General features: G+C 63.8%; 24 protein-coding genes. 12 read left to right on the top strand and 12 right to left on the bottom strand.

The annotated features are described in order from the left end of the window. Window positions 1-51 precede the first annotated feature (51 nt). The 6 genes from folB (at window position 52) to fetB (ending at window position 4,699) form a co-directional block, all read left to right on the top strand. On the top strand, window positions 52-417 hold the full coding sequence (folB, locus tag F579_RS0108110) for a dihydroneopterin aldolase (RefSeq protein ID WP_012981608.1): 366 nt from the start codon (window positions 52-54) through the stop codon (window positions 415-417). A gap of 254 nt (window positions 418-671) precedes the next feature. Then, a complete protein-coding gene (locus F579_RS0108105) occupies window positions 672-1,388 on the top strand; it encodes a TorF family putative porin (RefSeq protein WP_019023650.1) in 717 nt (238 codons plus the stop codon). Window positions 1,389-1,453: 65 nt separating this feature from the next. After that, window positions 1,454-1,792, top strand: coding sequence for a P-II family nitrogen regulator (locus F579_RS0108100; protein ID WP_012981610.1), 339 nt, complete (start codon window positions 1,454-1,456; stop codon window positions 1,790-1,792). Window positions 1,793-1,825: 33 nt separating this feature from the next. After that, entirely contained in the window at window positions 1,826-3,079 is a 1,254-nt protein-coding gene (locus tag F579_RS0108095) for an ammonium transporter (protein ID WP_018138249.1), read from the top strand. 202 nt (window positions 3,080-3,281) lie between these two features. After that, entirely contained in the window at window positions 3,282-3,902 is a 621-nt protein-coding gene (locus tag F579_RS0108090; RefSeq protein WP_012981612.1) for an ATP-binding cassette domain-containing protein, read from the top strand. Then, window positions 3,893-4,699: an iron export ABC transporter permease subunit FetB gene (gene fetB / locus F579_RS0108085; protein WP_019023651.1), complete on the top strand. Its 807-nt coding sequence runs from the start codon at window positions 3,893-3,895 to the stop codon at window positions 4,697-4,699. The genes F579_RS0108090 and fetB overlap by 10 nt, the downstream gene beginning before the upstream one ends. A 118-nt stretch (window positions 4,700-4,817) precedes the next feature. Here the strand turns inward: fetB and F579_RS0108080 are convergent, their stop codons facing one another. The 3 genes from F579_RS0108080 to speE all read right to left on the bottom strand — a co-directional run bounded on the left by F579_RS0108080 (window position 4,818) and on the right by speE (window position 6,390). Next, window positions 4,818-5,102: a type II toxin-antitoxin system RelE/ParE family toxin gene (locus tag F579_RS0108080; protein ID WP_019023652.1), complete on the bottom strand. Its 285-nt coding sequence runs from the start codon at window positions 5,100-5,102 to the stop codon at window positions 4,818-4,820. Continuing rightward, complete coding sequence (locus tag F579_RS0108075) at window positions 5,102-5,329, bottom strand: ParD-like family protein (RefSeq protein ID WP_019023653.1); 228 nt, start codon at window positions 5,327-5,329, stop codon at window positions 5,102-5,104. Before F579_RS0108075 ends, F579_RS0108080 begins: the two co-directional genes overlap by 1 nt. A 209-nt stretch (window positions 5,330-5,538) precedes the next feature. Next, the gene (speE, locus tag F579_RS0108070; RefSeq protein ID WP_019023654.1) at window positions 5,539-6,390 is read right to left on the bottom strand and encodes a polyamine aminopropyltransferase; all 852 of its coding nucleotides are present in this window, start codon (window positions 6,388-6,390) and stop codon (window positions 5,539-5,541) included. Window positions 6,391-6,497: 107 nt separating this feature from the next. On the opposite strand from speE, the gene speA reads away from it, so the two are divergent. After that, entirely contained in the window at window positions 6,498-8,402 is a 1,905-nt protein-coding gene (speA, locus tag F579_RS0108065) for a biosynthetic arginine decarboxylase (protein ID WP_026300992.1), read from the top strand. Window positions 8,403-8,406: 4 nt separating this feature from the next. Continuing rightward, a complete protein-coding gene (locus F579_RS0108060) occupies window positions 8,407-8,655 on the top strand; it encodes a YcgL domain-containing protein (RefSeq protein WP_019023656.1) in 249 nt (82 codons plus the stop codon). A 170-nt stretch (window positions 8,656-8,825) separates the two neighbouring features. On the opposite strand, the gene F579_RS0108055 is transcribed toward F579_RS0108060, so the two are convergent. Together F579_RS0108055 and F579_RS0108050 are read right to left on the bottom strand one after the other, a co-directional pair. Next, window positions 8,826-9,248 carry a PIN domain-containing protein gene (locus tag F579_RS0108055; protein WP_018881467.1) on the bottom strand — a complete coding sequence of 141 codons (423 nt, stop codon included), beginning with the start codon at window positions 9,246-9,248 and terminating at the stop codon, window positions 8,826-8,828. Continuing rightward, window positions 9,238-9,468 (bottom strand): hypothetical protein, encoded by a 231-nt coding sequence (locus F579_RS0108050; RefSeq protein WP_019023657.1) that lies wholly within the window; start codon window positions 9,466-9,468, stop codon window positions 9,238-9,240. The genes F579_RS0108055 and F579_RS0108050 overlap by 11 nt, the downstream gene beginning before the upstream one ends. 289 nt (window positions 9,469-9,757) lie before the next feature. Here F579_RS0108050 and typA point away from each other — a divergent pair, with 289 nt between their 5' ends. Continuing rightward, window positions 9,758-11,578: a translational GTPase TypA gene (gene typA, locus F579_RS0108040; RefSeq protein ID WP_018860877.1), complete on the top strand. Its 1,821-nt coding sequence runs from the start codon at window positions 9,758-9,760 to the stop codon at window positions 11,576-11,578. A gap of 169 nt (window positions 11,579-11,747) precedes the next feature. Here the strand turns inward: typA and F579_RS0108035 are convergent, their stop codons facing one another. The 4 genes from F579_RS0108035 to F579_RS0108020 are packed head-to-tail and all read right to left on the bottom strand — an operon-like array spanning window position 11,748 to window position 16,061. Continuing rightward, window positions 11,748-13,400, bottom strand: coding sequence for a hypothetical protein (locus tag F579_RS0108035; RefSeq protein WP_019023659.1), 1,653 nt, complete (start codon window positions 13,398-13,400; stop codon window positions 11,748-11,750). 44 nt (window positions 13,401-13,444) lie between these two features. Then, entirely contained in the window at window positions 13,445-14,647 is a 1,203-nt protein-coding gene (locus tag F579_RS0108030) for a PilX N-terminal domain-containing pilus assembly protein (protein ID WP_019023660.1), read from the bottom strand. Then, on the bottom strand, window positions 14,647-15,519 hold the full coding sequence (locus F579_RS0108025; protein WP_019025604.1) for a prepilin-type N-terminal cleavage/methylation domain-containing protein: 873 nt from the start codon (window positions 15,517-15,519) through the stop codon (window positions 14,647-14,649). Before F579_RS0108025 ends, F579_RS0108030 begins: the two co-directional genes overlap by 1 nt. Next, entirely contained in the window at window positions 15,513-16,061 is a 549-nt protein-coding gene (locus tag F579_RS0108020) for a GspH/FimT family pseudopilin (protein WP_019023662.1), read from the bottom strand. The genes F579_RS0108025 and F579_RS0108020 overlap by 7 nt, the downstream gene beginning before the upstream one ends. 190 nt (window positions 16,062-16,251) lie before the next feature. On the opposite strand from F579_RS0108020, the gene F579_RS0108015 reads away from it, so the two are divergent. Beyond that, window positions 16,252-16,665 (top strand): type IV pilin protein, encoded by a 414-nt coding sequence (locus F579_RS0108015; RefSeq protein ID WP_019023663.1) that lies wholly within the window; start codon window positions 16,252-16,254, stop codon window positions 16,663-16,665. 36 nt (window positions 16,666-16,701) lie between these two features. Here the strand turns inward: F579_RS0108015 and F579_RS0108010 are convergent, their stop codons facing one another. After that, complete coding sequence (locus F579_RS0108010) at window positions 16,702-17,229, bottom strand: Tfp pilus assembly protein FimT/FimU (protein ID WP_019023664.1); 528 nt, start codon at window positions 17,227-17,229, stop codon at window positions 16,702-16,704. Window positions 17,230-17,393: 164 nt separating this feature from the next. On the opposite strand from F579_RS0108010, the gene F579_RS0108005 reads away from it, so the two are divergent. After that, window positions 17,394-18,260, top strand: coding sequence for an SUMF1/EgtB/PvdO family nonheme iron enzyme (locus tag F579_RS0108005; RefSeq protein ID WP_019023665.1), 867 nt, complete (start codon window positions 17,394-17,396; stop codon window positions 18,258-18,260). A 112-nt stretch (window positions 18,261-18,372) separates the two neighbouring features. Here F579_RS0108005 and F579_RS0108000 read toward each other — a convergent pair whose 3' ends face one another. Both F579_RS0108000 and F579_RS0107995 read right to left on the bottom strand, forming a co-directional pair. Next, entirely contained in the window at window positions 18,373-18,912 is a 540-nt protein-coding gene (locus F579_RS0108000; RefSeq protein WP_012981639.1) for a protein disulfide oxidoreductase, read from the bottom strand. Beyond that, window positions 18,909-19,340 carry a hypothetical protein gene (locus F579_RS0107995; protein WP_026300993.1) on the bottom strand — a complete coding sequence of 144 codons (432 nt, stop codon included), beginning with the start codon at window positions 19,338-19,340 and terminating at the stop codon, window positions 18,909-18,911. The genes F579_RS0108000 and F579_RS0107995 overlap by 4 nt, the downstream gene beginning before the upstream one ends. A 135-nt stretch (window positions 19,341-19,475) precedes the next feature. Between F579_RS0107995 and nadA the strand changes: the two genes are divergently transcribed. After that, window positions 19,476-20,558 carry a quinolinate synthase NadA gene (gene nadA / locus F579_RS0107990; protein WP_019023667.1) on the top strand — a complete coding sequence of 361 codons (1,083 nt, stop codon included), beginning with the start codon at window positions 19,476-19,478 and terminating at the stop codon, window positions 20,556-20,558. Window positions 20,559-20,586 lie beyond the last annotated feature (28 nt).

The raw sequence follows: 20,586 nt of genomic DNA, 5'->3' as shown, positions 1-20,586 counted from the left end.
AAGCCAGTACGATAGGCGCCGGCCACCACGGCCGGACCGCGAAGGTAAGGGATGGATCGAATCTACCTCAAGGATCTGCGCATTGATGCCGTCGTCGGCGTCTATGACTGGGAACAGCGCATCCAGCGCCCCCTGCGCTTTGATATCCAGCTGGCCACCGACACGCGCATCGCCGCGCACTCGGGCGAGATCACGGATACGGTCGATTACGAGGCGGTGGCCAACGCCGTGCGCGCGATCGTCACGCGCGAGCCCCACGCGCTGCTGGAATCGCTGGCCGAGGAGATCGCGGAGGCCCTGATGGCCGAGTTTCGCACCCCGTGGGTGCGCATCGAGCTGGGCAAGCCCGGTGCGGTCGCCGGTGTGGCCGAGGTCGGCATCGTGGTTGAACGCGGCACCCTCCCGGCCTCCGCCTGATCCCTCCGCGTCTGTTCCTGCCGTAGGTCGTCTCGACGCCGGCCGTGCGGCCGGTCACAGATTCCTCATTCTTTGACCCAATATGGTGCGTATGCGCTTTTAGTGCGCACCGCTTTTGTGCGCGCCTGCGTCGTTCCACCGCAACAGGTGTTGTGAAAAGCCGATCTGGCTCTGTTTTCCCGATATGGCACGCCCTGTGCAAGGACCGGGTGTCGACTACGCGACACTCGATTGCACAACTGGGAGAACACAATATGAAGAAGTTCACTCGTTCCGCGCTGGCCGCCGCCATTGTCACTGTCGGCTCCACCGGTGGTGTGGCCTTTACCTCGACCGCCGCTGCGGAGCTTTCCGTGAACATTGGGGCGGTTTCCAATTACTACTTCCGTGGTGGTTCCGAAACCGACGATGGCGCTGCAATTCAGGGTGGCATTGACTATGAACATGCGTCCGGCTTCTACGTCGGGACCTGGCTCTCCAACGTCGACTTTGGTGACGACACCAGCTACGAGATGGACCTTTATCTCGGTTTCGCCGACGAGTTCGCTAACGGGTTTGGTTACGACGTTGGTTACCTCTACTACGCCTACCCCGATGCCCGTGATGACAGCGGTTCGCTGAGCGCCGACTTCGGCGAGATCTATGGCGAACTGAGCTTTGATACCGGCCCCGTCGGTCTTTATGCCGGTGTTGCGCACGTTGTTACCGACAGCTCCGACTCCGCCCTGGAGCGCAAGGACACGTACTACTACGGCGGCCTCGACATCCCGTTCATGGATGTCTACAGCGTCGGCTTCCTGGTCGGCCGCCAGACCTTCGACGACACCGACGAGAACGACAACTACACCCACTACACCGCGAGCCTCGCCCGCGATGCCGGCGATTGGGGCGAGTTCAGCTTCAACCTCGAATACGTCGACGAGTCCGACGAGGACGTTGGTGCCTGGGTGGGCTGGACCAAGACGTTCTAAACCCGGCTTTTCCACTCAAGTAACCGCGGGTCCGCCTTTCGGCGGCCCCGCTCAAGGAGTCCGACATGAAGATGATTACCGCCGTGATCAAGCCGTTCAAGCTTGATGATGTTCGCGAGGCGATCTCGGAGATCGGCGTGCAAGGGATGACCATGACCGAAGTCAAGGGTTTTGGTCGTCAGCGCGGCCACACCGAGCTCTATCGCGGCGCCGAATACGTGGTCGATTTTCTGCCCAAGGTGAAACTGGAAGTGGCTGTCGACGAGAACCTGGTCGATCAGGTGGTCGAGGCCATTTCCAAGTCTGCCAGCACGGGCAAGATCGGCGACGGAAAGATCTTTATCACCCCGGTGGAGCAGGTCGTGCGTATTCGCACGGGCGAGACCGGCCCGGAAGCCCTTTAGGCTTCGCCTTCCATCGAATGAGGAATTTCAATCATGGAAATTGAACAACAAGTTGTCGAACTCGCCTATGCGATGGACACCTTTTACTTTCTGGTGGCCGGTGCACTGGTGATGTGGATGGCCGCGGGCTTTACCATGCTCGAGGCCGGGATGGTGCGCACCAAGAGTGTCGCCGAGATCGCTACCAAGAACATCGCCCTGTACTCGATCGCCAGCATCATGTACATGCTGATCGGCTACAACATCATGTACGGCGATGGCCTGAGCTCCGTGATCCCGAGCCTGGGCTTCCTGATCACCGGTGACAATGCCGTGGGTGACGTGCTGGGTAGCGATGGCGACATCTACTACTCCGATCGCGCCGACTTCTTCTTCCAGGTCGTGTTCGTGGCCACCGCGATGTCCATCGTCTCGGGTGCCGTGGCCGAGCGGATGAAGCTGTGGGCCTTCCTCGCCTTTGCGGTCGTGCTGACCGGCTTCATCTACCCGATCCAGGGCTTCTGGAGCTGGGGCGAAGGCTTCCTCGACCAGATCGGCTACCTCGACTACGCCGGTTCCGGCATCGTCCACTTTACGGGTGCCGCCGCGGCACTGGCCGGTGTGCTGCTCCTCGGGGCGCGCAAGGGCAAGTACGGCAAGGACGGCCAGATCAACGCGATCCCGGGCTCCAACATGCCGTTGGCCACCCTGGGCGTGCTGATCCTGTGGTTGGGCTGGTTCGGCTTCAATGGCGGGTCCGAGCTGAAGGTCTCGGACATCGAGTCTGCCAACGCCGTGGCCGCCGTGTTCGCCAACACCAACCTGGCCGCGGCCGGGGGTGTGATCGCCGCCCTGATCACCACCCGTCTGGTGTTTGGCAAGGCCGATCTGACCATGGCGCTGAACGGCGCGGTCGCGGGCCTGGTGTCCATCACCGCCGAGCCGCTGATGCCCAGCCCGTTCCTGGCGATGATCATCGGTGCCATCGGTGGCGTGATCGTGGTCTTCTCGATTGTCGCGCTGGACAAGCTGAAGATCGACGACCCGGTTGGCGCGATCTCCGCGCACGGTACCGCCGGTATCTGGGGTGTGATGGCGGTGCTGCTGTCCAACCCGGACGCGACGTTCTTCGGCCAGATCGCGGGCCTGCTCGCCATCTTCGCCTTCGTCTTCACGGCTTCCCTGATCGTCTGGGCCATCCTGAAGGCCGTGATGGGCATTCGCCTGAGCGAAGAGGACGAGGACATCGGTGCCGACATCACCGAGTGTGGCCTCGAGGCCTACCCGGAATTCACCGGGAAGCAGTAAACGCTCGAAACGCGAGTAGGGGTTCGGCCCGGAGGGCCGGGTCGAACCCCCAAAGTGTCTCCTCCGACGCCGACAGCAACAGTCTCCCAGGACTCAAGGATGTTGGCTTTCAGGGCGCCTCCCCGGCGCCCTCTTTTTTTGCCCCCGCGAAGCCCCGCGGGTTCGGTTACGATTCCGCTTTCGCCTGACCGGAACCGCCAGCATGGATCGCCTGTTCGAAGCACATGAACTGAAAACGGCCCACCTGGGCCCGCTGGAACTGCAACTCCAGCCGGGCGAGCTGGTGCAAGTCACCGGTGCCTCCGGCTCCGGCAAGTCCCTGCTGCTGCGCGCGCTGGCGGACCTGGACCCGAACACCGGCGAGGTCCGTCTGGCTGGTGCGCCCCGCGACTCGATGCCACCGGTGCAGTGGCGCCGGCAGGTTGCCTATGTACCGGCCGAGACCGCCTGGTGGGACGAGCGCGTGGATGATCATCTGCCCGCCGATTTCTCCCGCGAGACGGTGCTGCACCTGCTGGAGCAGGTCGCCCTTCCGGAAGAGTCCCTGCACTGGGAGGTCGAGCGCCTATCCAGCGGCGAGAAGCAGCGCCTGGGTCTTCTGCGGGCGCTGCTGAATCATCCACGCGTCCTCCTGCTGGACGAGCCCACGGCCAACCTCGACCTGGAGAACACCAGGCGCATCGAGCGCGCGGTACGCACATACCTGGCGGAGGAAGAGGCGGCGGCCCTTTGGGTCAGCCATGACACGCTGCAACGCCAGCGTCTCGGTGGACGCATCCTGACCATCAGCAACGGCAAGCTGGAGGCCCCCGCATGGAGCTGATCTCGCTTTCCCCATTCGACCTGAGCCTGGCGGCGCTGCTGGTCGTCGCGCTGGCCGGGGTGACAGTCTGGGCGCGTATGGGTCTGGGGCGCAGCCTGCTGATCGCCGGGGCGCGTACCGTGATCCAGCTGCTGCTGGTCGGGCTGATCCTGCAGACGCTGTTCGACCACGCCCAGCTTGGCTGGGTGGCGCTGATGGCCGTGGTCATGCTGGCGGTGGCCGGCTACGAGGTGATGGCGCGCCAGCAGCGCCGCTTCGCCGGGCTGTGGGGCTACGGGATCGGCACCGTCACCATGTTCATCTCGGCATTCGCGGTCACGGTGCTGGCACTGACCACCATGGTCGGCCCAACCCCCTGGTGGGAGCCGCAGTACGCGATCCCGCTGCTGGGCATGCTGCTCGGCAACACCATGACCGGCATCGCACTGGGACTGGACCGCCTGACCCAGACCGTCTGGCGCGAGCGCCGAACAATCGAGGGCCGGCTCGCGATGGGGGCCTCCTGGAGCGAGGCGGTGACGACCATGCGCCGCGAGGCCGCGCGCTCCGGCCTGATGCCGACCATCAACGCCATGGCCGCCGCCGGCATCGTCAGCCTGCCGGGCATGATGACCGGCCAGATCCTGGCCGGCGCCCCGCCGGTGGAGGCCGTGAAATACCAGATCCTGATCATGTTCCTGATCACCGCCGGCACCGGCTTCGGCACCCTGGGTGCCGTCTGGTTCGCCTCCCGCCGCCTGTTCGACACCCGCGAACGCCTGCGCCTCGACCGCCTCAAGGCCGGCCGCCACACCTAGCCCGATCCCGCTCACGGTGCAATTCGCATGCGCTCAATGCACCCTACGGCACTCGGTGGTGCCCTCGTAGGATGCGCTGAGTGCAGCGAACCGCATCGGCCAGATACACGTGCGGGCGTTAAGGATCGCGTTTCAGATCCCGGTAGAAGTTCTCGTGTGTGCCCAGCAGGAGCAGGTGGCGCGTGCCGGGATCGTACTCGTAGGCGAGCAGCATCAGTTGCCCGCGTGACTTGAACTTGTAAACCATGGCCCCCGCCAGATCTCCTTTCTTACTAGTGCCCAGCTCGGGGTTGCGGATGATGTCGGCGACTGCATCGTCCACGTCCGCCTTCTGGGCGGGGTGCAGGCGCTTGTAAGCCCGTCGGAATCGGGTGCTTTGCAGCACCTCCACGTCCGTGGACATCAGTCGCGCCGGCCCTCGGGAGTAAATGGCGTGGCCAGCTCCCGGCCCTCGGCCCGCGCGATCAGGAGTTCACAGATGAAGTCGATGGGCAGGTCGGGATTGTCCATGGCGGTGCGTCCCACCTCGGCCCAGAACTCGATCTGGCCGGCGATGGTTCGGTGCTCGGCCTTCGCGTGGGCGCGGGCCTGCTGGTAGAGCGTTTCATCAATGCGGACGGGCAAACTCATGGCCTGCTCCTTTTGCTACAAATGTAGCAATGGTAGCGCGCCCCCGAATTGCCAGCAACATAACGCCCGGGTCGGTGCATTCCGCATACGCTCAATGCATCCTACGAGGTGCGGTGGTGCCCTCGTAGGATGCGCTGAGCGCAGCGAACCGCATCATGCGGTGGCTGGTGGCAGCCCCTGCGTTAAGAGGGGACCAGTCGCCGCCCGCCTCAGGCGAACAGCTTGCGACGGAAGAACTCCGGGGTGGCACCGGCGGCGCGGTGGATCGCGGCGTTGTAGTAGTGCGTGATAAACGGCAGCTCCTCGGCCGCCTCTTCGCGCAGGAACGACACCGGGCAGTCCTTCGCGGCGATGGTGCAGGTCCACCAGCCGGAGGGGTAGGTGGCCTGCGGGAAGTGCATCGTCAGGGCGTCGATGAAATTCGCCGCGCGCAGGCTGTCGTGCATTGGGCGGATGATGCTGTCGGTGTGCAGCAGCGGCGATTCGCTTTGCTGCACCAGCAGGCCGTCCGCACCCAGGGCCTTCACGCAGTCCTTGTAGAACGCGGTGGAGAACAGGCCTTCGGCCGGGCCGACCGGGTCGGTGGAGTCGACGATGATCACGTCGATGGAGCCGGGGGCGGCGTCCTTCAGGTACTGCACGCCGTCATCGAACAGCAGCTCGGCGCGCGGGTCGTCGTTGGCGTCGCACAGCTCGGGGAAGTACTGCTCGGACAGGCGGGTGACGCGCTCGTCGATGTCCACCTGCACGGCGCGCTCGACCTCGTCGTGCTTGAGGACCTCGCGCAGGGTGCCGCAGTCGCCGCCGCCGATGATCACCACGTTCTTCGGGGCGCTGTGCGAGTACAGCACCGGGTGCGACATCATCTCGTGGTAGATGAAGTTGTCGCGGCCGGTCAGCATCACGCAGTCGTCGATCACCATCAGGTTGCCGAAGGCCTCGGTCTCGTAGATCTCGATCTTCTGGTACGGGGTCTGTTCCTCGTGCAGCTTCTGCTTGATGCGCAGGGACAGCGCCATGTCTTCGTGCGGTTCGCTGAACCAGTTGTTGTCGAGTGCCATTGGGCGGCTCCCCTTGCCGGTGCGGTGGACGGTATGATGCGCCGCTATGATAGTGCCCCGCACGCTGCGGGCAACTGGTCACACTCATGCGCAACCCCGGGATCGCCATGTCTGTCACGCCCTGGAATCTGGACGAGGCCCGCGCCACCTACGGGATCGATCACTGGAACGGTGGCTTCTTCGAGGTGAACGCCGCGGGCAATGTGGCGATGCGCCGCGCGGACTGGCCGGATCACCCCGGCGTGGACCTGTACGAGCTGGCGGGGCGTCTGCGCGAGGAGCATGTGGGTCCGCCGGTGCTGGTACGGTTCCAGGACGTGCTGGACGGCCGGGTGCGCCGCCTGGCGCGGGCCTTCGACACCGCCGCGCGCGAGCTGGAGTACGAAGGCGCGTTCACCGCCATCTACCCGATCAAGGTCAATCAGCAGCGCAGCGTGGTGGACCAGATCCTGGCGGCCGGCGATCAGCCGGATGCCGAGGGGCTGACCCCGCGTGTGGGGCTGGAGGCCGGCAGCAAGCCGGAGCTGATGGCCGTACTGGCGCAGTCGCGCCCCGGTGCGGCGATCATCTGCAACGGCTACAAGGACCGCGAATATGTGCGCCTGGCGCTGATCGGGCGCCAGCTCGGGCACCGCGTGTACATCGTGATCGAGAAGCCCTCCGAGCTGGAGGAGGTGATCCGCCAGGCCGAGGCCATGCAGGTCAAGCCGCTGCTGGGCCTGCGCGTGCGCCTGGCCTCGATCGGCAAGGGCAAGTGGCAGAACACCGGCGGCGAGAAGGCCAAGTTCGGCCTGTCCGCGGCGGATGTGCTGGGCATCCTCGAGCGCCTGCGCGGCCTTGGCTGGCTGGACCGGCTGCAACTGCTGCACTTCCACATGGGTTCGCAGATCGCGAACATCCGCGACATCCAGAACGGCATGGGCGAGGCGGCCAGCTATTTCGCCGCGCTGACCGAGGCCGGGGCGGCTTTGGGTGTGGTGGATGTCGGTGGCGGCCTGGGCATCGACTACGAGGGCTCGCGCTCGCGCAACGAGTGCTCCATCAACTATTCGGTGGAGGAGTACGCGCTGAACATCCTGCGCCCGCTCAAGCGCATCTGCGAGGAGCAGGGCCTGGCCATGCCCGAGGTCTTCAGCGAGTCCGGCCGTGCCCTGACCGCGCACCACGCGGTGCTGATCACCAACGTGATCGACTGCGAGCCGGCCCCGGGGGATAGCGATGTCCCGCCCGCGGAGGATGGCGAACTGCCGGAGATCGCCGCCATGCGTGCCCTGCTGGAAGACGACGAGCGCCCGGCCTCCGAGATCTACCACGATGCTGCCTACGGCCTGTCCGAGGTGCAGGCGCGCTTTGCCCGCGGGATGCTGTCGCTGGCCGACCGCGCCCGCGCCGAGGCAATCTACTTCGCCCTGTGCCAGCGCCTGCTGGCGCGGCCCGAGGCCCTGCCGGCCGAGATCCACGCGGAGCTGACCGACAAGCTGGCGGACAAGGTCTTCTGCAACTTCTCCGTGTTCCAGTCGATCCCGGACACCTGGGCGATCAACCAGATCTTCCCGATCATGCCGCTGCACCGGCTGGACGAGCGGCCGACCCGGCGCGCGGTATTGCAGGACCTGACCTGCGACTCCGATGGCCACATCGAGCACTACGTGGAGCGCGAGGGCACGCATACCACGCTCGCACTGCACCCGTGGAACGACCGCGAGCCGTACTACCTCGGCATCTTCCTGGTCGGCGCCTACCAGGAGATCCTGGGCGATCTGCACAACCTGTTCGGGGACACCGACACCGTGAACGTGGAACTGCTGCCCGAGGGTGGCTACCGTCTGGTGGACCCGGAGCGGGGCGACACCGTCGACGAACTGCTCTCCTATGTGCACTTTGCCCCGGATGACCTGCGCCGCACCTTCCGCGCCAAGATCGACGCCGCCGGCCTGCGTGGCGAGGCCGCGGGACGGCTGCTGGCCGAGCTGGAACAGGGCCTGACCGGCTACACCTATCTCGAGGACTAAACCCATGCAGTGCTATGTCTACCGCGCGACCCGGCGCGCCGATACCTACGTCTACCTCCCGCAGAAGGATGACTTCTCCGAACTCCCCGACGGCCTGACCCGCGCCCTCGGCCGTCTCGAATTCGCCCTGGAGTTTGAGCTGACCCCGGAGCGCGCCCTGGCCCAGGAAGACCCGCAAAAGGTCCTGGCTAACCTCAAGGAGCAGGGCTTTCACCTCCAGCTCCCGCCCCCGGAAGACGAATCCAGAGCCTGATCTTCCGCGCGGACGCCCGCACACGGCGCTGTCACACCTCGGTAATCAGCCTTCGTTCGAGCCATCTCGGACCCTGAATCTTTCACACGGTCATCCCGGATCACCGCTGCGCTGCGGCTGGGACGAACGGGCTAGAGGTCCAGACCGGAGACACCTCCGGGACGGAATATTCAATGCAGGAAGGGATTTTCGACGCGGATGCCTTCGATGACCTGGGAATGGTTCAGGTCTTCCGATAGGAGAGTCGTCGCACCCCCCTGCAAAGCGGTCGCCACGATCATCGCGTCCCAGAAGGAGAGGCGGTTCCGCTCCTGGATCTCGGAGGCCCGCAGGACGGCCTCTGTATCCGGGCACTCCACTTGCCAGGCCCGGTAGGCCTCGATCAACCGGCGCGCCTCGGCGGGCGGGAGAGGGTCCGCGATCTTGCGAGTCACGTTGACGTAGAACTCCTGTAGCACCTGGATGCTGATGACCGCCCCACCCGTATCCCAAAGCTGGCGGATGGCTTGTACGGCGCGCCGGTTCCGGTCGCCCGCATCCAGGTCGTACGCGTAGAGCAGGACGTTGGTATCGACGAAGACCTTATCGCTCATGCAGCGCGTCCCGATCCGGGCGTTCGCCGCCGAAGTGGTAGCCCTTGTCCAGGGCGGCCAGGGCCGCGCGCTTGGAGCGCTCATACCGTTCGGATCGTTCCACGATGTGCTCCAGTTCCTCCGTCAGCAGCCGGCTCACCGAAGTCGAACGACGGGCCGCGATGACCTTCAATTCGGTCAGTACCTGCTTGTCGAGGGACAGGGTGATGTTCTGTTTCATGCTGAATCCTCTAAGTTCACGTAAAAACGTGTAGCACGAAAATTACGTGCTTTCAACGGAGACCAGTGTGTTGTCAGCGATCGGTTCGAGGGGTGCCAGAGCGGCTTGACTACAAGACGCAGGCGGCCACCATCTCCGAGGCAACGTGGCTTCGGCAGGGGGAGGTTGAGTTGGGCCGGCGGCGCGGGGCGGCGAGGGAGCCTGCGCATAAAACGTGGAAGTCGCAGCGCGGTCGCGAATAAGTCTGTATAGTGTCGGCCCTTTTGCCAGTATCCAGAGTTTGTATTCCATGACCGAGAAGCTTCGCAACATCGCCATCATCGCCCACGTCGATCATGGCAAGACCACGCTGGTCGACCAGCTCCTGCGCCAGTCCGGCACGCTCGATGCGCGCGGCGACCACGGCGAGCGGATCATGGATTCGAACGCGATCGAGAAAGAACGCGGGATCACCATCCTGGCCAAGAACACGGCCATCGAATGGCAGGACTACCGCATCAATATCGTCGACACCCCCGGGCACGCCGATTTCGGTGGCGAGGTCGAGCGGGTGCTGTCCATGGTCGACTCCGTGCTGCTGCTGGTGGACGCGGTTGACGGCCCGATGCCGCAGACCCGCTTCGTGACCCAGAAGGCCTTTGCGATGGGCTTCAAGCCGATCGTGGTGGTCAACAAGGTCGACCGCCCCGGCGCCCGCCCGGACTGGGCCGTGGACCAGGTGTTCGACCTGTTCGATCGCCTCGGCGCGACCGACGAACAGCTGGACTTCCCCATCGTGTTTGCCTCCGCCCTGAACGGCTTCGCCGGCCTGGATTCCAGTGTCACCGAAGGCGACATGACCTGCCTGCTGGAGACCATCGTCAAGCACGTCTCGCCGCCGAATGTCGATGCCGACGGCCCGTTCCAGATGCAGGTCTCCTCGCTGGACTACAACAGCTACCAGGGCCTGATCGGCATCGGCCGCGTGAAGCGCGGACGCATCAAGCCGAACACTCCGGTCAAGGTGGTGGACCGCGAGGGCAAGGTGCGTAATGGCCGCATGCTGCAGATCATGGGCTTCCATGGCCTGGAGCGTGTCGAGGTCGCGGAGGCCCGCGCCGGCGACATCATTACCTTCACCGGCATGGACGAGCTGTACATCTCCGACACCCTGTGCGATCCGAATAACGTCGAGGCGATGGAACCGCTGACCGTGGACGAGCCGACGGTGACCATGACCTTCCAGGTCAACACCTCGCCGTTCGCCGGGCGCGAAGGCAAGTACGTGACCTCGCGCGTGCTGCGCGACCGCCTCCTGGAAGAGCTCAAGCACAACGTTGCCCTGCGCGTGGAAGAGACCGACGACGCTGACAAGTTCAAGGTCTCCGGGCGCGGCGAACTGCACCTGGGCATCCTGATCGAGAACATGCGCCGCGAGGGCTACGAGCTGGGCGTCTCGCGCCCGGAAGTGGTCATCAAGGAAGTGGACGGCGTAAAGCAGGAGCCCTACGAGGCCGTCACCGTCGACGTCGAGGAGCAGCACCAGGGCACGATCATGGAGAAGCTCGGCGAGCGCCGTGGCGACATGACCAACATGGTCCCGGACGGCAAGGGCCGCGTGCGCCTGGACTTCATCATCCCGTCGCGCGGGCTGATCGGCTTCCAGACCGAGTTCATGACCGCGACCTCTGGCACCGGCATCCTGCACCACATCTTTGACCACTACGGCCCTTACCAGCCGGGTGCGGTCGCCTCGCGCCAGAACGGCGTGCTGATCGCCAACGCCGCCGGCAAGGCGCTCGGCTTTGCGCTGTTCAACCTGCAGGATCGCGGCAAGCTGTTCATCGGCCCCGGCGACGAGGTCTACGAAGGCATGGTGATCGGCCTGCACTCGCGCGAGAACGACTTGGTCGTCAACGCGCTCAAGGCCAAGCAGCTGACCAACATCCGCGCCGCCGGCACGGACGAGAACATCCAGCTGACCCCGCCGATCCGCATGACGCTGGAGCAGGCCATCGAGTTCATCGACGACGACGAACTCGTCGAGGTCACTCCGGAAAACATCCGCATCCGCAAGAAGTTCCTGCTCGAACACGAACGCAAGAAGGCCGCCCGCGCCGCCTCGGCGTAACGGTCGACGCCAACGCCCCGCCAGTGGGGCAGGCAAAAAAAGCGCCCGGTCGGATCATCCGCCGGGCGCTTTTCCGTATATGGCCAGCGCGCGCCTTGCTGGGCGTCAGGCAAAAGGCAAGCTCTGACACCAGCGCTCTCTCCCTTCCAAAGCAGACTGAGGCCGGGAGCTACGGGCAGTCTGCGTCTTCGTGCGCGACTACGAAGTCAAACGACAGGGCTTCGGTTTGGCTGATCTGGTCAAAGATGAGAACGTTGTCGCCCGATTTTGTTACGGTGCCGCCGCCAAGTTCAGCTGTGCCCATGTCGCAGAGTTTCGTGTCTGGTCCCAGTGTCAGGATCATATCGCTCGACCACGTCTCGCCCGTCCATCCTTCCCAGTCGATAACACATTCATAAGAGGTGATCGAATCGACTGCATTTCGTCCTGAGCCCACGGTTTCCACGTTCGGGCCGCAGGTCGCGTAGACACTGTCGAATGTTAGGTCTTCAAGTACGGGACGGCTACCCGGACCATCATCAATTTGGGTCACGTCTCCCGCCACTAGCGTGGTTTCTTGATCACCCGGCTGCGGCAGCGAGTCGCCATCGTCCGTTCCGCAGCCCATGCCGCCTTCGTAAAGGCAGACGTGCCTGCCGGGGTTGCCTTCGAATGCACCCTGGCCATCTTCTAGCGCCTCGAAGCAGTCCCTCGGGCGATTGTTTCCGCTCCGGAACCGGGTAAGCATGAAATTGTGGCCCGTCAGGTTTTGGGCAACGTAAGTCGGATTCTGGCTCTCGCCTTCGGCAGGAGTAATCCCGATACCAATGGCTCGGATGCCACCCGCGGTCTCGATGAACGAACGGTAGAAGCGGTTCGAGCTGGTGCGGGGCTCGCGGCTGTCCCAAGCACTCGTTTCCTCCGCCAAGTGGTCACCGACGCAGGAGCGGTCGTTTGGGTTGGCGTTCTCCTGACGAACAATCCCGACGTTGCCGTACCAAGCCTCGCCAACGTAGCACTGGTAGTAAAAGTAAGAGTACCCCGAGGCGCTGTCTACGAAGGGCTCCAAGGAGCTGCCCAGTGGCTCCTGGCCGCGGCGCGTACAAAAACCGGCGTCGGAAGACAATACGCGAGTGACGACGGGATTCAGGCTGATCGTGCCTCCGTAATACACTCGGCCGCTAATGGTACTGAACAACTCCCCGGGATTGGTGGTGTCCATCGTCATCACTACTTCACCATCGCGCACAAGTTGAACCTCACCATCGCGCTGACGAGTCTCTGTGCCGTCTTCGATGGACGTGCCTTCGATGACGTTGGTGACCGTGGTGACGTCGGTTCCATCCAGCAGTTCCCCGCCCCCCATTCGTGCCCGGCCTGTCGGGGCGTTGAGGAAATTTCCTCCTTCGGAGTCCGCGCGCGCCGCGGCGACGCTGAATCGCGGATTGCTCCAGGCGACGGCAGTACTGATGATCACGTTCTGCTCATCACCCCGTCGATCGGTCCAGGTGACGCGAACCTCAGGTTCGAAAAATCCGAAGTCGGAGGTGTCCGGCAAGCTGGTCCATTCGAGCGTGTAATTGGCGTTGCGTCCTTCGGCTTCTGTTCGAACATTGTCAAGCCGGCGGTTCAGGTCTGACAGTGTCGAGGCGTTTCGCAGTTTCTCGATCTCGGTTTCCGCAATCTGCATTGCCTCTGCACGCGCTTTGGAGTCTCCGGCACTCGAAAGCAGATCGCCGTGGAGGCGCGCAATGGCCAGGAGCCCAAACGAGACCACCGCGATCGCGATGAGTGCTTCGATCAGCGATATACCAAAGACGCGGGCTCTCGAGCGGTCTTGCATGGTCCGACCTCCTGCAGTGCGGCGATTCATTCGACGGGCCCTCATCATTCGTTTACCCAGTGAGCCCAGTCTCGCCAGGCGCCGGAGATGGCGCCTCGTGCGCCCAGTTCTCCCGCTCCTGATGCAGCGACGGGGTCGAAGACAAAGTACGGAGTGCCGCCTGCATCGGTGGTGTCGCCTTGGATAACGCTGGCCCCGTAAACCGTTGGCGTGCCGTTCGCACTGAGGTTGCCGCGGACATACAGGACACCGTGCAACTCGAAATTTCCACTTAGCGTCGCATCGCCTTCCACAACGAGGACGACGGGATTGTCACGATTGCCTACCGTGTCGTTAAGGTCGACATCGCCGGTCATCCAGATAACTTCGTTGGTCATCCCGTCAATGCTGTCCGGGTCGAGCTGCGTTACGACGTTGTCGCGGTAGCTATTCGGTTCCTGACCCATGAAATTTCGGAAAAAGTCATCATCGGAAAGGGAGCTGAGCTGAAGATCGCCGGTGATAACGTCGGGGCCCCGCATATTTGCATCCGTGGTGCACACATACACGGTTCCCACACCGCACTGAGCGGGTTCGCTGGGAAGTGGGTCGCTCTCGCGAAGCGGCGGGTGATCCTGGTTGCGAACAAACGTGTTGCCGGGGTTCCCGGTGACATCCAGGTCCTGACCGGACCAGATAGTCAGATTGTTGTAGGCATTGAATACACGGGCTCGGCCATTGGTGTTCACGCCACCCCGGGTCGTAAGCGGGTTGGTGGGAGGGTCCGCCAGTGACGGCGCGCCGCGAATCGTTGTCGTCACGCCCCGTCGCGCGCTCTGGTCATCGCTCCAACCGCAAGACCAGATGCCAGCGTTCCGCAGGCTTTCTGGCTGACCGAGAGAAACGGCTACGCCCTGAAAATCATCCGGGGAATCAGGGCAACCCGGAATCTCGTCTACCGCGTCTGGGCTTATAAAGGCAGACCGGTAAAAAACAGGCCGGTCCGTTGAGTAGTCGTGCTCGAATAGCCGGCTAATGTCATCCTCGCCATCTTGAGCAAAGACAACCGCTCGCTCGAGCCCCGCCTGAGCAGCGTTAGTCGTCTGCTTCATGCGGGTTTCATTGGCTGCCATGCGCTCTTCGAGGATGCTTGTCTGCGCTGTAAACAAGACAGTCAGGGTAACGGCAACCATGATGATCAACGCGACCACCAATGTCGCGAGGCCGCGTTGCCTTGCTGGGGGCGTGGTGAAGGGCGCGTGGTTCATTAATTAGCCTCCACCGTAAAGATTCGATTATTGCGGACCCGGATGCTCTCATCGAACGTTACCTGCGTGTTTCCGCTGGATCGGTCGGCTGCCTCGAGGGTGACTCGGACCTGCCGGCTTTCGATGAGTACGTTGTCTCGGTCGGATTCGAGGGCGCCGTTGTAAGCCCCTTCGCAGAAGGCGCGACTTTCTTCGTCGGCCTCCCAGAATGCGTCATCTTCTGTATTGCCGCTGTCGCTACTGAGGTCCAGCGTCGTGTTGAGGCAAGTCGAGCCTTCGGTGCTGAAAGTCAGCGAGTTGACACGGATCGTTTCGCGGTCAGTTAGTGCTTCCCAGCTGCCAGTTTCACAGCTCTCGGTGCTGGACACATCAGATGACGCCAAGATCTGGATGACGCCTTCGGAGTTAAGGCGGTAGCCAAAGACAAACTGGCGCGACCCCGTCAGATCCGAGAGGTCGAACTCGAGCGAAGCGTCTTCAGGGGCATACTGGAAAGTCGGGTCGTAGCTCACCAAGATGCAGTTCGCGCTCCCCCCGTCATGGTCATGGATGGTGATGTTGCGGGTTTCGTCCATGAAGGGGTTCTCTGGCATCCCGGATTCCTCGGACACCTCTATACGGCTTGGGTGTGAGTAGCCAGCTCGTCGGATGTCGCTAGCCATGAGGTCCATCGAGATGCGCGTATCTTGCGTAACGCGGGCTTCTGTAACGACGAAGGCGCTGCCGCGTATCACTGTGATGTACAGGGCAATGACTCCCGCAACTACGATCGTACCGACGAGGATGCCGATCATCAGCTCGATCAAGGTGAAGCCCCGGTTAGAGCGCATGCGAGGGCGGCGGCTCGCTGGGCGGAGTTGGCGGGTCAGCATGCCGGGTACGCCCCCATGGCGCGATTCGTTCCACAGGCGCTTGGCCGCCCGATCGGGTTGATTTGAACTTCCATCTGGAGGCTGCTGGGCGACGAGGTGAATGCGATGGTTTCTCGTGCTCCCGAAACCATGCTGCGGACGTGGTCGAACCTTAATTCCTGGTCGCCGCTCATGGTGATGTTTCGGTAGTCAGTAGAAACAGTGGTTCTAAGGACGGGGTCTTCCTGGCCTGCCATCGTGATTTCGCACGCGTCACCTGCACCGGCAGCTTCGAAGCAGTCACAACCGGCCGTCTGCGAAATGCCATGACACCACTCGTCACCATCAGTCTGGCTGACGAACCAGATGTCGCGCCCCTGCTTGATGGCCTCGGAGCGCGCGGTCTGAATCTGGTCGAGCGCGCTTTCTGCGGCGCCGATTACGCGCCGTTGTTCGGCCAGGTTGAACGCAGGGACGGCCAGCGTGATCAGGATCACCAGGACGGCGATGGTGATCATCACCTCGATCAGGGTGAATCCGTACTGTCGGGGGGTTGCGGCCATGCACGGGTCCTGTTCGGAGTGCCGGAAGGTGTCGCCTCCCATTATACGGTTTGGGGTATGTTGGGCATGGCGCTCGGCTACCGCTCACGGGGCGAAAGAGACCCTTCGTCGATCTGGAAGGGGGCGAGTGGCTCGGCTTGTGGTGGAATCGGGTGTAGCCGTATAGCTGTTCCTGGAGGGAGAGATCGGGATGGACCAGACAAAACGCCGGATGGCCGGATTTACGCTGATCGAGGTGATGATCGTGGTGGTGGTGATCGGAATCCTTGCAGCGATCGCCTATCCCTCGTACCAGAACCACATCCTCAAGTCCCAACGCGCGGATGCTCATGATTCGCTGCTCCGCATCCAGTTGGAGCAGGAGCGGTGGCGGGCGAACAACCCGGAGTACACAGGAGATCTTTCGGATCTGGGCCTTACCGCCGAATCGGACGATGGGCACTACCAGCTGGCGATCTCTGACGAATCCGGGTCAAGTTTTACCGCGACCGCCACTGCCCAAGGGCGACAGACAAATGACTCTAGGTGTGAAACGATTACGCTCAGAGTCACCGGAGGGAGTGCGGAGCGCGACGGAACCCCGGGGGGCGATGATTGTTGGTGAGCCGTCGGTGCCAGAAGGAGCGGTTTTCGCACAACGCTAGTCAGGACAGTTTTGGGATGGCTCGCTGCGCGGCCGTCCGATGCTGCTGACGACTACGCGCCGCCCCTCCTTGGCGTGGCCGCATACGGTGAAGCTTCCCATCTGAAGGGCGCCATTGGCGCGCTGGGTCGTTCCGCGGGGGACGTACGAGACGTAGTCCCGAACCGGTGAATTGCCGCTGACCTGGACGTTTTCCAGGTTCGGGACTGCATGCCCGATCAGCGGGTCTTCGTCGGCGCGCTTCCCCGTGCTTCCTCGATCCGCAAACCATATCCAGCCATCCCCCCAGACGCCGTCGTCGCGGCAGGTTTCGCCGTCGCTGGACGGGCACAGGGTGACGCGCTCGTTGCGCTTGAGCGCCTCGCTTCTCGCCAGGTGCATGGCGTTGAGCAGGCTGTTGGTGGCGCCGATGACGCGCTGGCGCTCGAGTATCTGGCTGAAGGCCGGGGCGGCCAGCATTGCCAGGATGGCGAGCACGCCAATGGTGACCATCAGTTCGATGGCCGTGAAGCCTTGGTGACGCATCGCTTCTCCTCCTTGAGATCGCGTGCAAGCCCGAGCCTAGACCACCTTCACGTCTTCCGCCAGCCCTCTCCTAGGGAACGGGCCCAGGTGGATGTTGCCTATAGAATGGGCACGCCCGATTGGCGGGTGCCCTTAACGGTTTAAGTACGGGTTGGAAGGAGCCAATGGCCAAGAGCGTTCAGGCGATGGAGCAGGCGGATCTGCTGGATCTGCAGCAGAGAGCGGCGCGCAAGGCGTGGCTGGATGTCACGTTCCGTGACGAGGCGCGTTCGGGTGCGCTGACGCCCGAGTTGCAGGTGATCCCCCCAGGCGAAGGCGAGATCGGTTCAGATGCGTCGGAGTACGGGCATCAGGAGCACGAGTCGCCGCGGCGCTATGTAGTGCTGGAGAAGCCCTTTGCCTTGGGCCGCTTTGCCGTTACGCGCGAGGAATGGGATGCCTTCGCCGAGGCAGCAGGCTGGGAGCCTTGGGACTGGCTGGTGTGGCCACGGACTCCACGCACGCCGATCTTCAACATCAAGCCCGCGTCGATCCAGCAGTATCTCGATTGGCTGAGCGAGGAGACCGGCAAGCGCTACCGCCTGCCCACCGAGGCCGAGTGGGAATACGCCTGCCGGGCCGGTACGCGCACGCCTTTTGCCTTCGGCGAGGTGGTGGGCTGCCGCGATGTGCACTTCAACTCCCTGTTCCCCTATGAGGAGCGCCGCCAGCGTCGCAGGTGGTACATCCCGGCCTGTTTCCCCTTGTCCCGTCCGCTGGATGTCGGCAGCTTCCAGCCGAACCTGTGGGGCCTGTACGACATGCACGGCAACGTGCAGGAGTTCACTTCCACGCCCTGGCATGACAATCACGCGAACATGCCGCGCGACGGCGTATACCGTCGCGACCCGGACAACGAGTGGGTCGTGGTCAAGGGCGGCTCGTGGTTCGACCCGGCGGTCGCCACCCGCAGCGCCGCCCGGCGTCGCCGCAACATCGACGAGATGGATACCAACCTCGGCTTCCGCGTCCTGCGGGAGCTGGATGATTAGGCGCTCGGTTGCCTGAGCACGATGCGTTTCGCTTTGCTCAACGCATCCTACGGTTGGGGTGTGCAGCGTAGGGTGCACTGAGCGCAGCGAACTGCACCTTGGAGCGGTAGGGCTACAACCAGCGGGCGAGCCAGAGGCGCAGGCGCAGCTCCAGGGGCGGGGCGTAGCCCTGCTTGCGGAAGACGATCTCGCCGTCGGGGTTGATGATGAAGGTCGCGGGTACGCCGCGGACGTTGTATTGCGAAGCGAGTTCGCCCTGCGGGTCGTTGATCACGGCCAGTTCGCGCTCGCGTTCGTTCAGGTGCTCCAGCACCTCCTCCGGCGTGCCGGACTGCATGGAGACCGTGAGCACCGGGTGGCTCTGCGACAGGCGCACGATCTCGCCTTCCTCCAGGCGGCAGATCGGGCACCAGGTGGCCCAGAAGTGCAGCAGCATGGGCTCGTCCGCGTAGTCGGCGAGCGTTACTGGCGTGCCATCCAGCAGTTGTGCCTCGAATTCGGGTGCCGGGCCCTCGACCATGTCGCGCGCCATCCAGGCGCGTACGGCCAGGAAGATCAACAGCGCGATGCCGATCTGGACGCCCCAGCTCAGGGCGCGGCGGCGCCGGGAAGGCTTCGGGCGTTGCGGTTTTTCGGGGCGAGTCTCGGTCAACGGATCATCTCGGCTTGTCCGGGGCGGGCGCGGGTCCCGCGTTTTTTCGGGCCCTTGCGCACCGCAATGCGCACCAGTTCGTCTTCGTCATCCATCAGTTGTTCCCGCTGCGCTTCGGTCAGAAGCGGATTGCGCGCGACGAAGTAGCGCAGGTTCGGGTCGCGGTCGTTCACGCAGGCCTCGACCTGTTCCGGTGTCAGGTCGGGGCGCTTGGCGCAGTTCAGGCGCACGGTCTGGTTGGGGTCGGCCAGCAGCAGGGCGACCTCCTCGGGCGTGAGGTCCATGCGGCGGGAAAAGTAGGCCTTCACCTGGGCGTGCTGGTCGCGGACCAGCAGGGGACGCCAGTGCGCCTCGAGGTCCGCGGACAGGGCGAGGTCCATGCGTTCCTCGAATGTCATTGCCTTGTATTGCTGTTTCAGGTCGGTCATGGCCGGGGCATTATAGGCGCCCGGGTTGGGATGCGCGGGCACGCCCCCACAATGTGTAGGAACGACAGCGCCTTGGGGCCTGTCGTACTATTAGCTAACGATAATTTGCCCCGCATGCCGGGATGTCGAGGACCCATGACCGCACCGGTGGCCGAAATTCCGATCTTCCAAGTGCCGCGCACGGATCACGTGACGGCTTCGCTGCATGCGTTGACCGATGCCCAGCGCGACGAACTGGTGCGCCGGATCAAGCGCCTGCTGATCGAGCGCAACGCGGTGCTGGTGGCCCATTACTACGTGGACGAGTCGCTGCAGCGGCTGGCGGACGAGACCGGCGGCTGCGTAGCCGACTCCCTGGAGATGGCGCGCTTCGGCAAGGAGCATCCGGCCGAGACGCTGGTGGTCGCCGGGGTGCGCTTCATGGGCGAGACGGCCAAGATCCTGAGCCCGGAGAAGCGCGTGCTGATGCCGACGCTGGAGGCCGAGTGTTCGCTGGATCTCGGCTGCCCGGCGGAGGAGTTCGCGAAGTTCCGTGCCCAGTATCCGGACCACACGGTGGTGGTGTACTCCAATACCTCGGTGGATGTGAAGGCGCAGGCCGACTACGTCGTTACCTCGAGCATTGCCGTGCCGCTGGTCGAGCACCTGCGCGATCAGGGCAAGAAGGTCCTGTGGGCCCCGGACAAGCATCTGGGCGACTACATCCGCCGCACCACCGGTGCCGACATGGTGCTGTGGGACGGCTCCTGCGTGGTGCACGACGAGTTCCGCGCCTGGGCGCTGGAGGACCTGCGCGGCCGCCACCCCGGTGCCGCGGTGCTGGTGCATCCGGAATCCCCGCGGGAAGTGATCCATCAAGCCGATGTAGTCGGCTCCACCAGCCAGCTGATCGCGGCGGTGAAGAACCGTCCGGAACAGGAGTTCATCGTCGCCACCGACAAGGGCATCTTCTACAAGATGCAGCAGGCGGCCCCGGGCAAGACTCTGATCGAGGCCCCCACCGGCGGCCACAGCGCGACCTGCACCAGTTGCGCCCATTGCCCGTGGATGGCCATGAACGACCTGGTCTCGCTGGCCGAAACGCTGGAAGACACCGCCGAACCTGCGAAGAACGAGATCTTCGTCGACGAGGCTGCGCGCCAGAAGGCCCTGGTGGCCACGCAGCGCATGCTCGACTTCGCCGCCGAACACCGCAAGGCCACCGCCGGCGACGCCTAGGGGCTGCCCGCTATCGCGAGGCGCGCAG

The organism is Thioalkalivibrio sp. ALJ21 (assembly GCF_000378605.1).
Taxonomy (GTDB): Bacteria; Pseudomonadota; Gammaproteobacteria; order Ectothiorhodospirales; family Ectothiorhodospiraceae; genus Thioalkalivibrio.
This window is presented reverse-complemented; position numbering and strand designations above follow the sequence as displayed.

Bases quoted from the DNA above. Each gene is read 5' to 3' on its own strand.
- F579_RS0108100 (WP_012981610.1), top strand. From the start codon at position 1,454: ATGAAGATGATTACCGCCGTGATCAAGCCGTTCAAGCTTGATGATGTT.
- F579_RS0108050 (WP_019023657.1), bottom strand. From the start codon at position 9,468: ATGAAACAGAACATCACCCTGTCCCTCGACAAGCAGGTACTGACCGAA.
- typA (WP_018860877.1), top strand. From the start codon at position 9,758: ATGACCGAGAAGCTTCGCAACATCGCCATCATCGCCCACGTCGATCAT.
- speE (WP_019023654.1), bottom strand. From the start codon at position 6,390: ATGGCACTCGACAACAACTGGTTCAGCGAACCGCACGAAGACATGGCG.
- F579_RS0108005 (WP_019023665.1), top strand. From the start codon at position 17,394: ATGGCCAAGAGCGTTCAGGCGATGGAGCAGGCGGATCTGCTGGATCTG.
- F579_RS0108060 (WP_019023656.1), top strand. From the start codon at position 8,407: ATGCAGTGCTATGTCTACCGCGCGACCCGGCGCGCCGATACCTACGTC.
- nadA (WP_019023667.1), top strand. From the start codon at position 19,476: ATGACCGCACCGGTGGCCGAAATTCCGATCTTCCAAGTGCCGCGCACG.
- F579_RS0107995 (WP_026300993.1), bottom strand. From the start codon at position 19,340: ATGACCGACCTGAAACAGCAATACAAGGCAATGACATTCGAGGAACGC.
- fetB (WP_019023651.1), top strand. From the start codon at position 3,893: ATGGAGCTGATCTCGCTTTCCCCATTCGACCTGAGCCTGGCGGCGCTG.
- folB (WP_012981608.1), top strand. From the start codon at position 52: ATGGATCGAATCTACCTCAAGGATCTGCGCATTGATGCCGTCGTCGGC.
- F579_RS0108035 (WP_019023659.1), bottom strand. From the start codon at position 13,400: ATGCAAGACCGCTCGAGAGCCCGCGTCTTTGGTATATCGCTGATCGAA.
- F579_RS0108080 (WP_019023652.1), bottom strand. From the start codon at position 5,102: ATGTCCACGGACGTGGAGGTGCTGCAAAGCACCCGATTCCGACGGGCT.
- F579_RS0108015 (WP_019023663.1), top strand. From the start codon at position 16,252: ATGGACCAGACAAAACGCCGGATGGCCGGATTTACGCTGATCGAGGTG.
- speA (WP_026300992.1), top strand. From the start codon at position 6,498: ATGTCTGTCACGCCCTGGAATCTGGACGAGGCCCGCGCCACCTACGGG.
- F579_RS0108095 (WP_018138249.1), top strand. From the start codon at position 1,826: ATGGAAATTGAACAACAAGTTGTCGAACTCGCCTATGCGATGGACACC.
- F579_RS0108025 (WP_019025604.1), bottom strand. From the start codon at position 15,519: ATGCTGACCCGCCAACTCCGCCCAGCGAGCCGCCGCCCTCGCATGCGC.
- F579_RS0108055 (WP_018881467.1), bottom strand. From the start codon at position 9,248: ATGAGCGATAAGGTCTTCGTCGATACCAACGTCCTGCTCTACGCGTAC.
- F579_RS0108090 (WP_012981612.1), top strand. From the start codon at position 3,282: ATGGATCGCCTGTTCGAAGCACATGAACTGAAAACGGCCCACCTGGGC.
- F579_RS0108020 (WP_019023662.1), bottom strand. From the start codon at position 16,061: ATGGCCGCAACCCCCCGACAGTACGGATTCACCCTGATCGAGGTGATG.
- F579_RS0108075 (WP_019023653.1), bottom strand. From the start codon at position 5,329: ATGAGTTTGCCCGTCCGCATTGATGAAACGCTCTACCAGCAGGCCCGC.
- F579_RS0108105 (WP_019023650.1), top strand. From the start codon at position 672: ATGAAGAAGTTCACTCGTTCCGCGCTGGCCGCCGCCATTGTCACTGTC.
- F579_RS0108030 (WP_019023660.1), bottom strand. From the start codon at position 14,647: ATGAACCACGCGCCCTTCACCACGCCCCCAGCAAGGCAACGCGGCCTC.
- F579_RS0108010 (WP_019023664.1), bottom strand. From the start codon at position 17,229: ATGCGTCACCAAGGCTTCACGGCCATCGAACTGATGGTCACCATTGGC.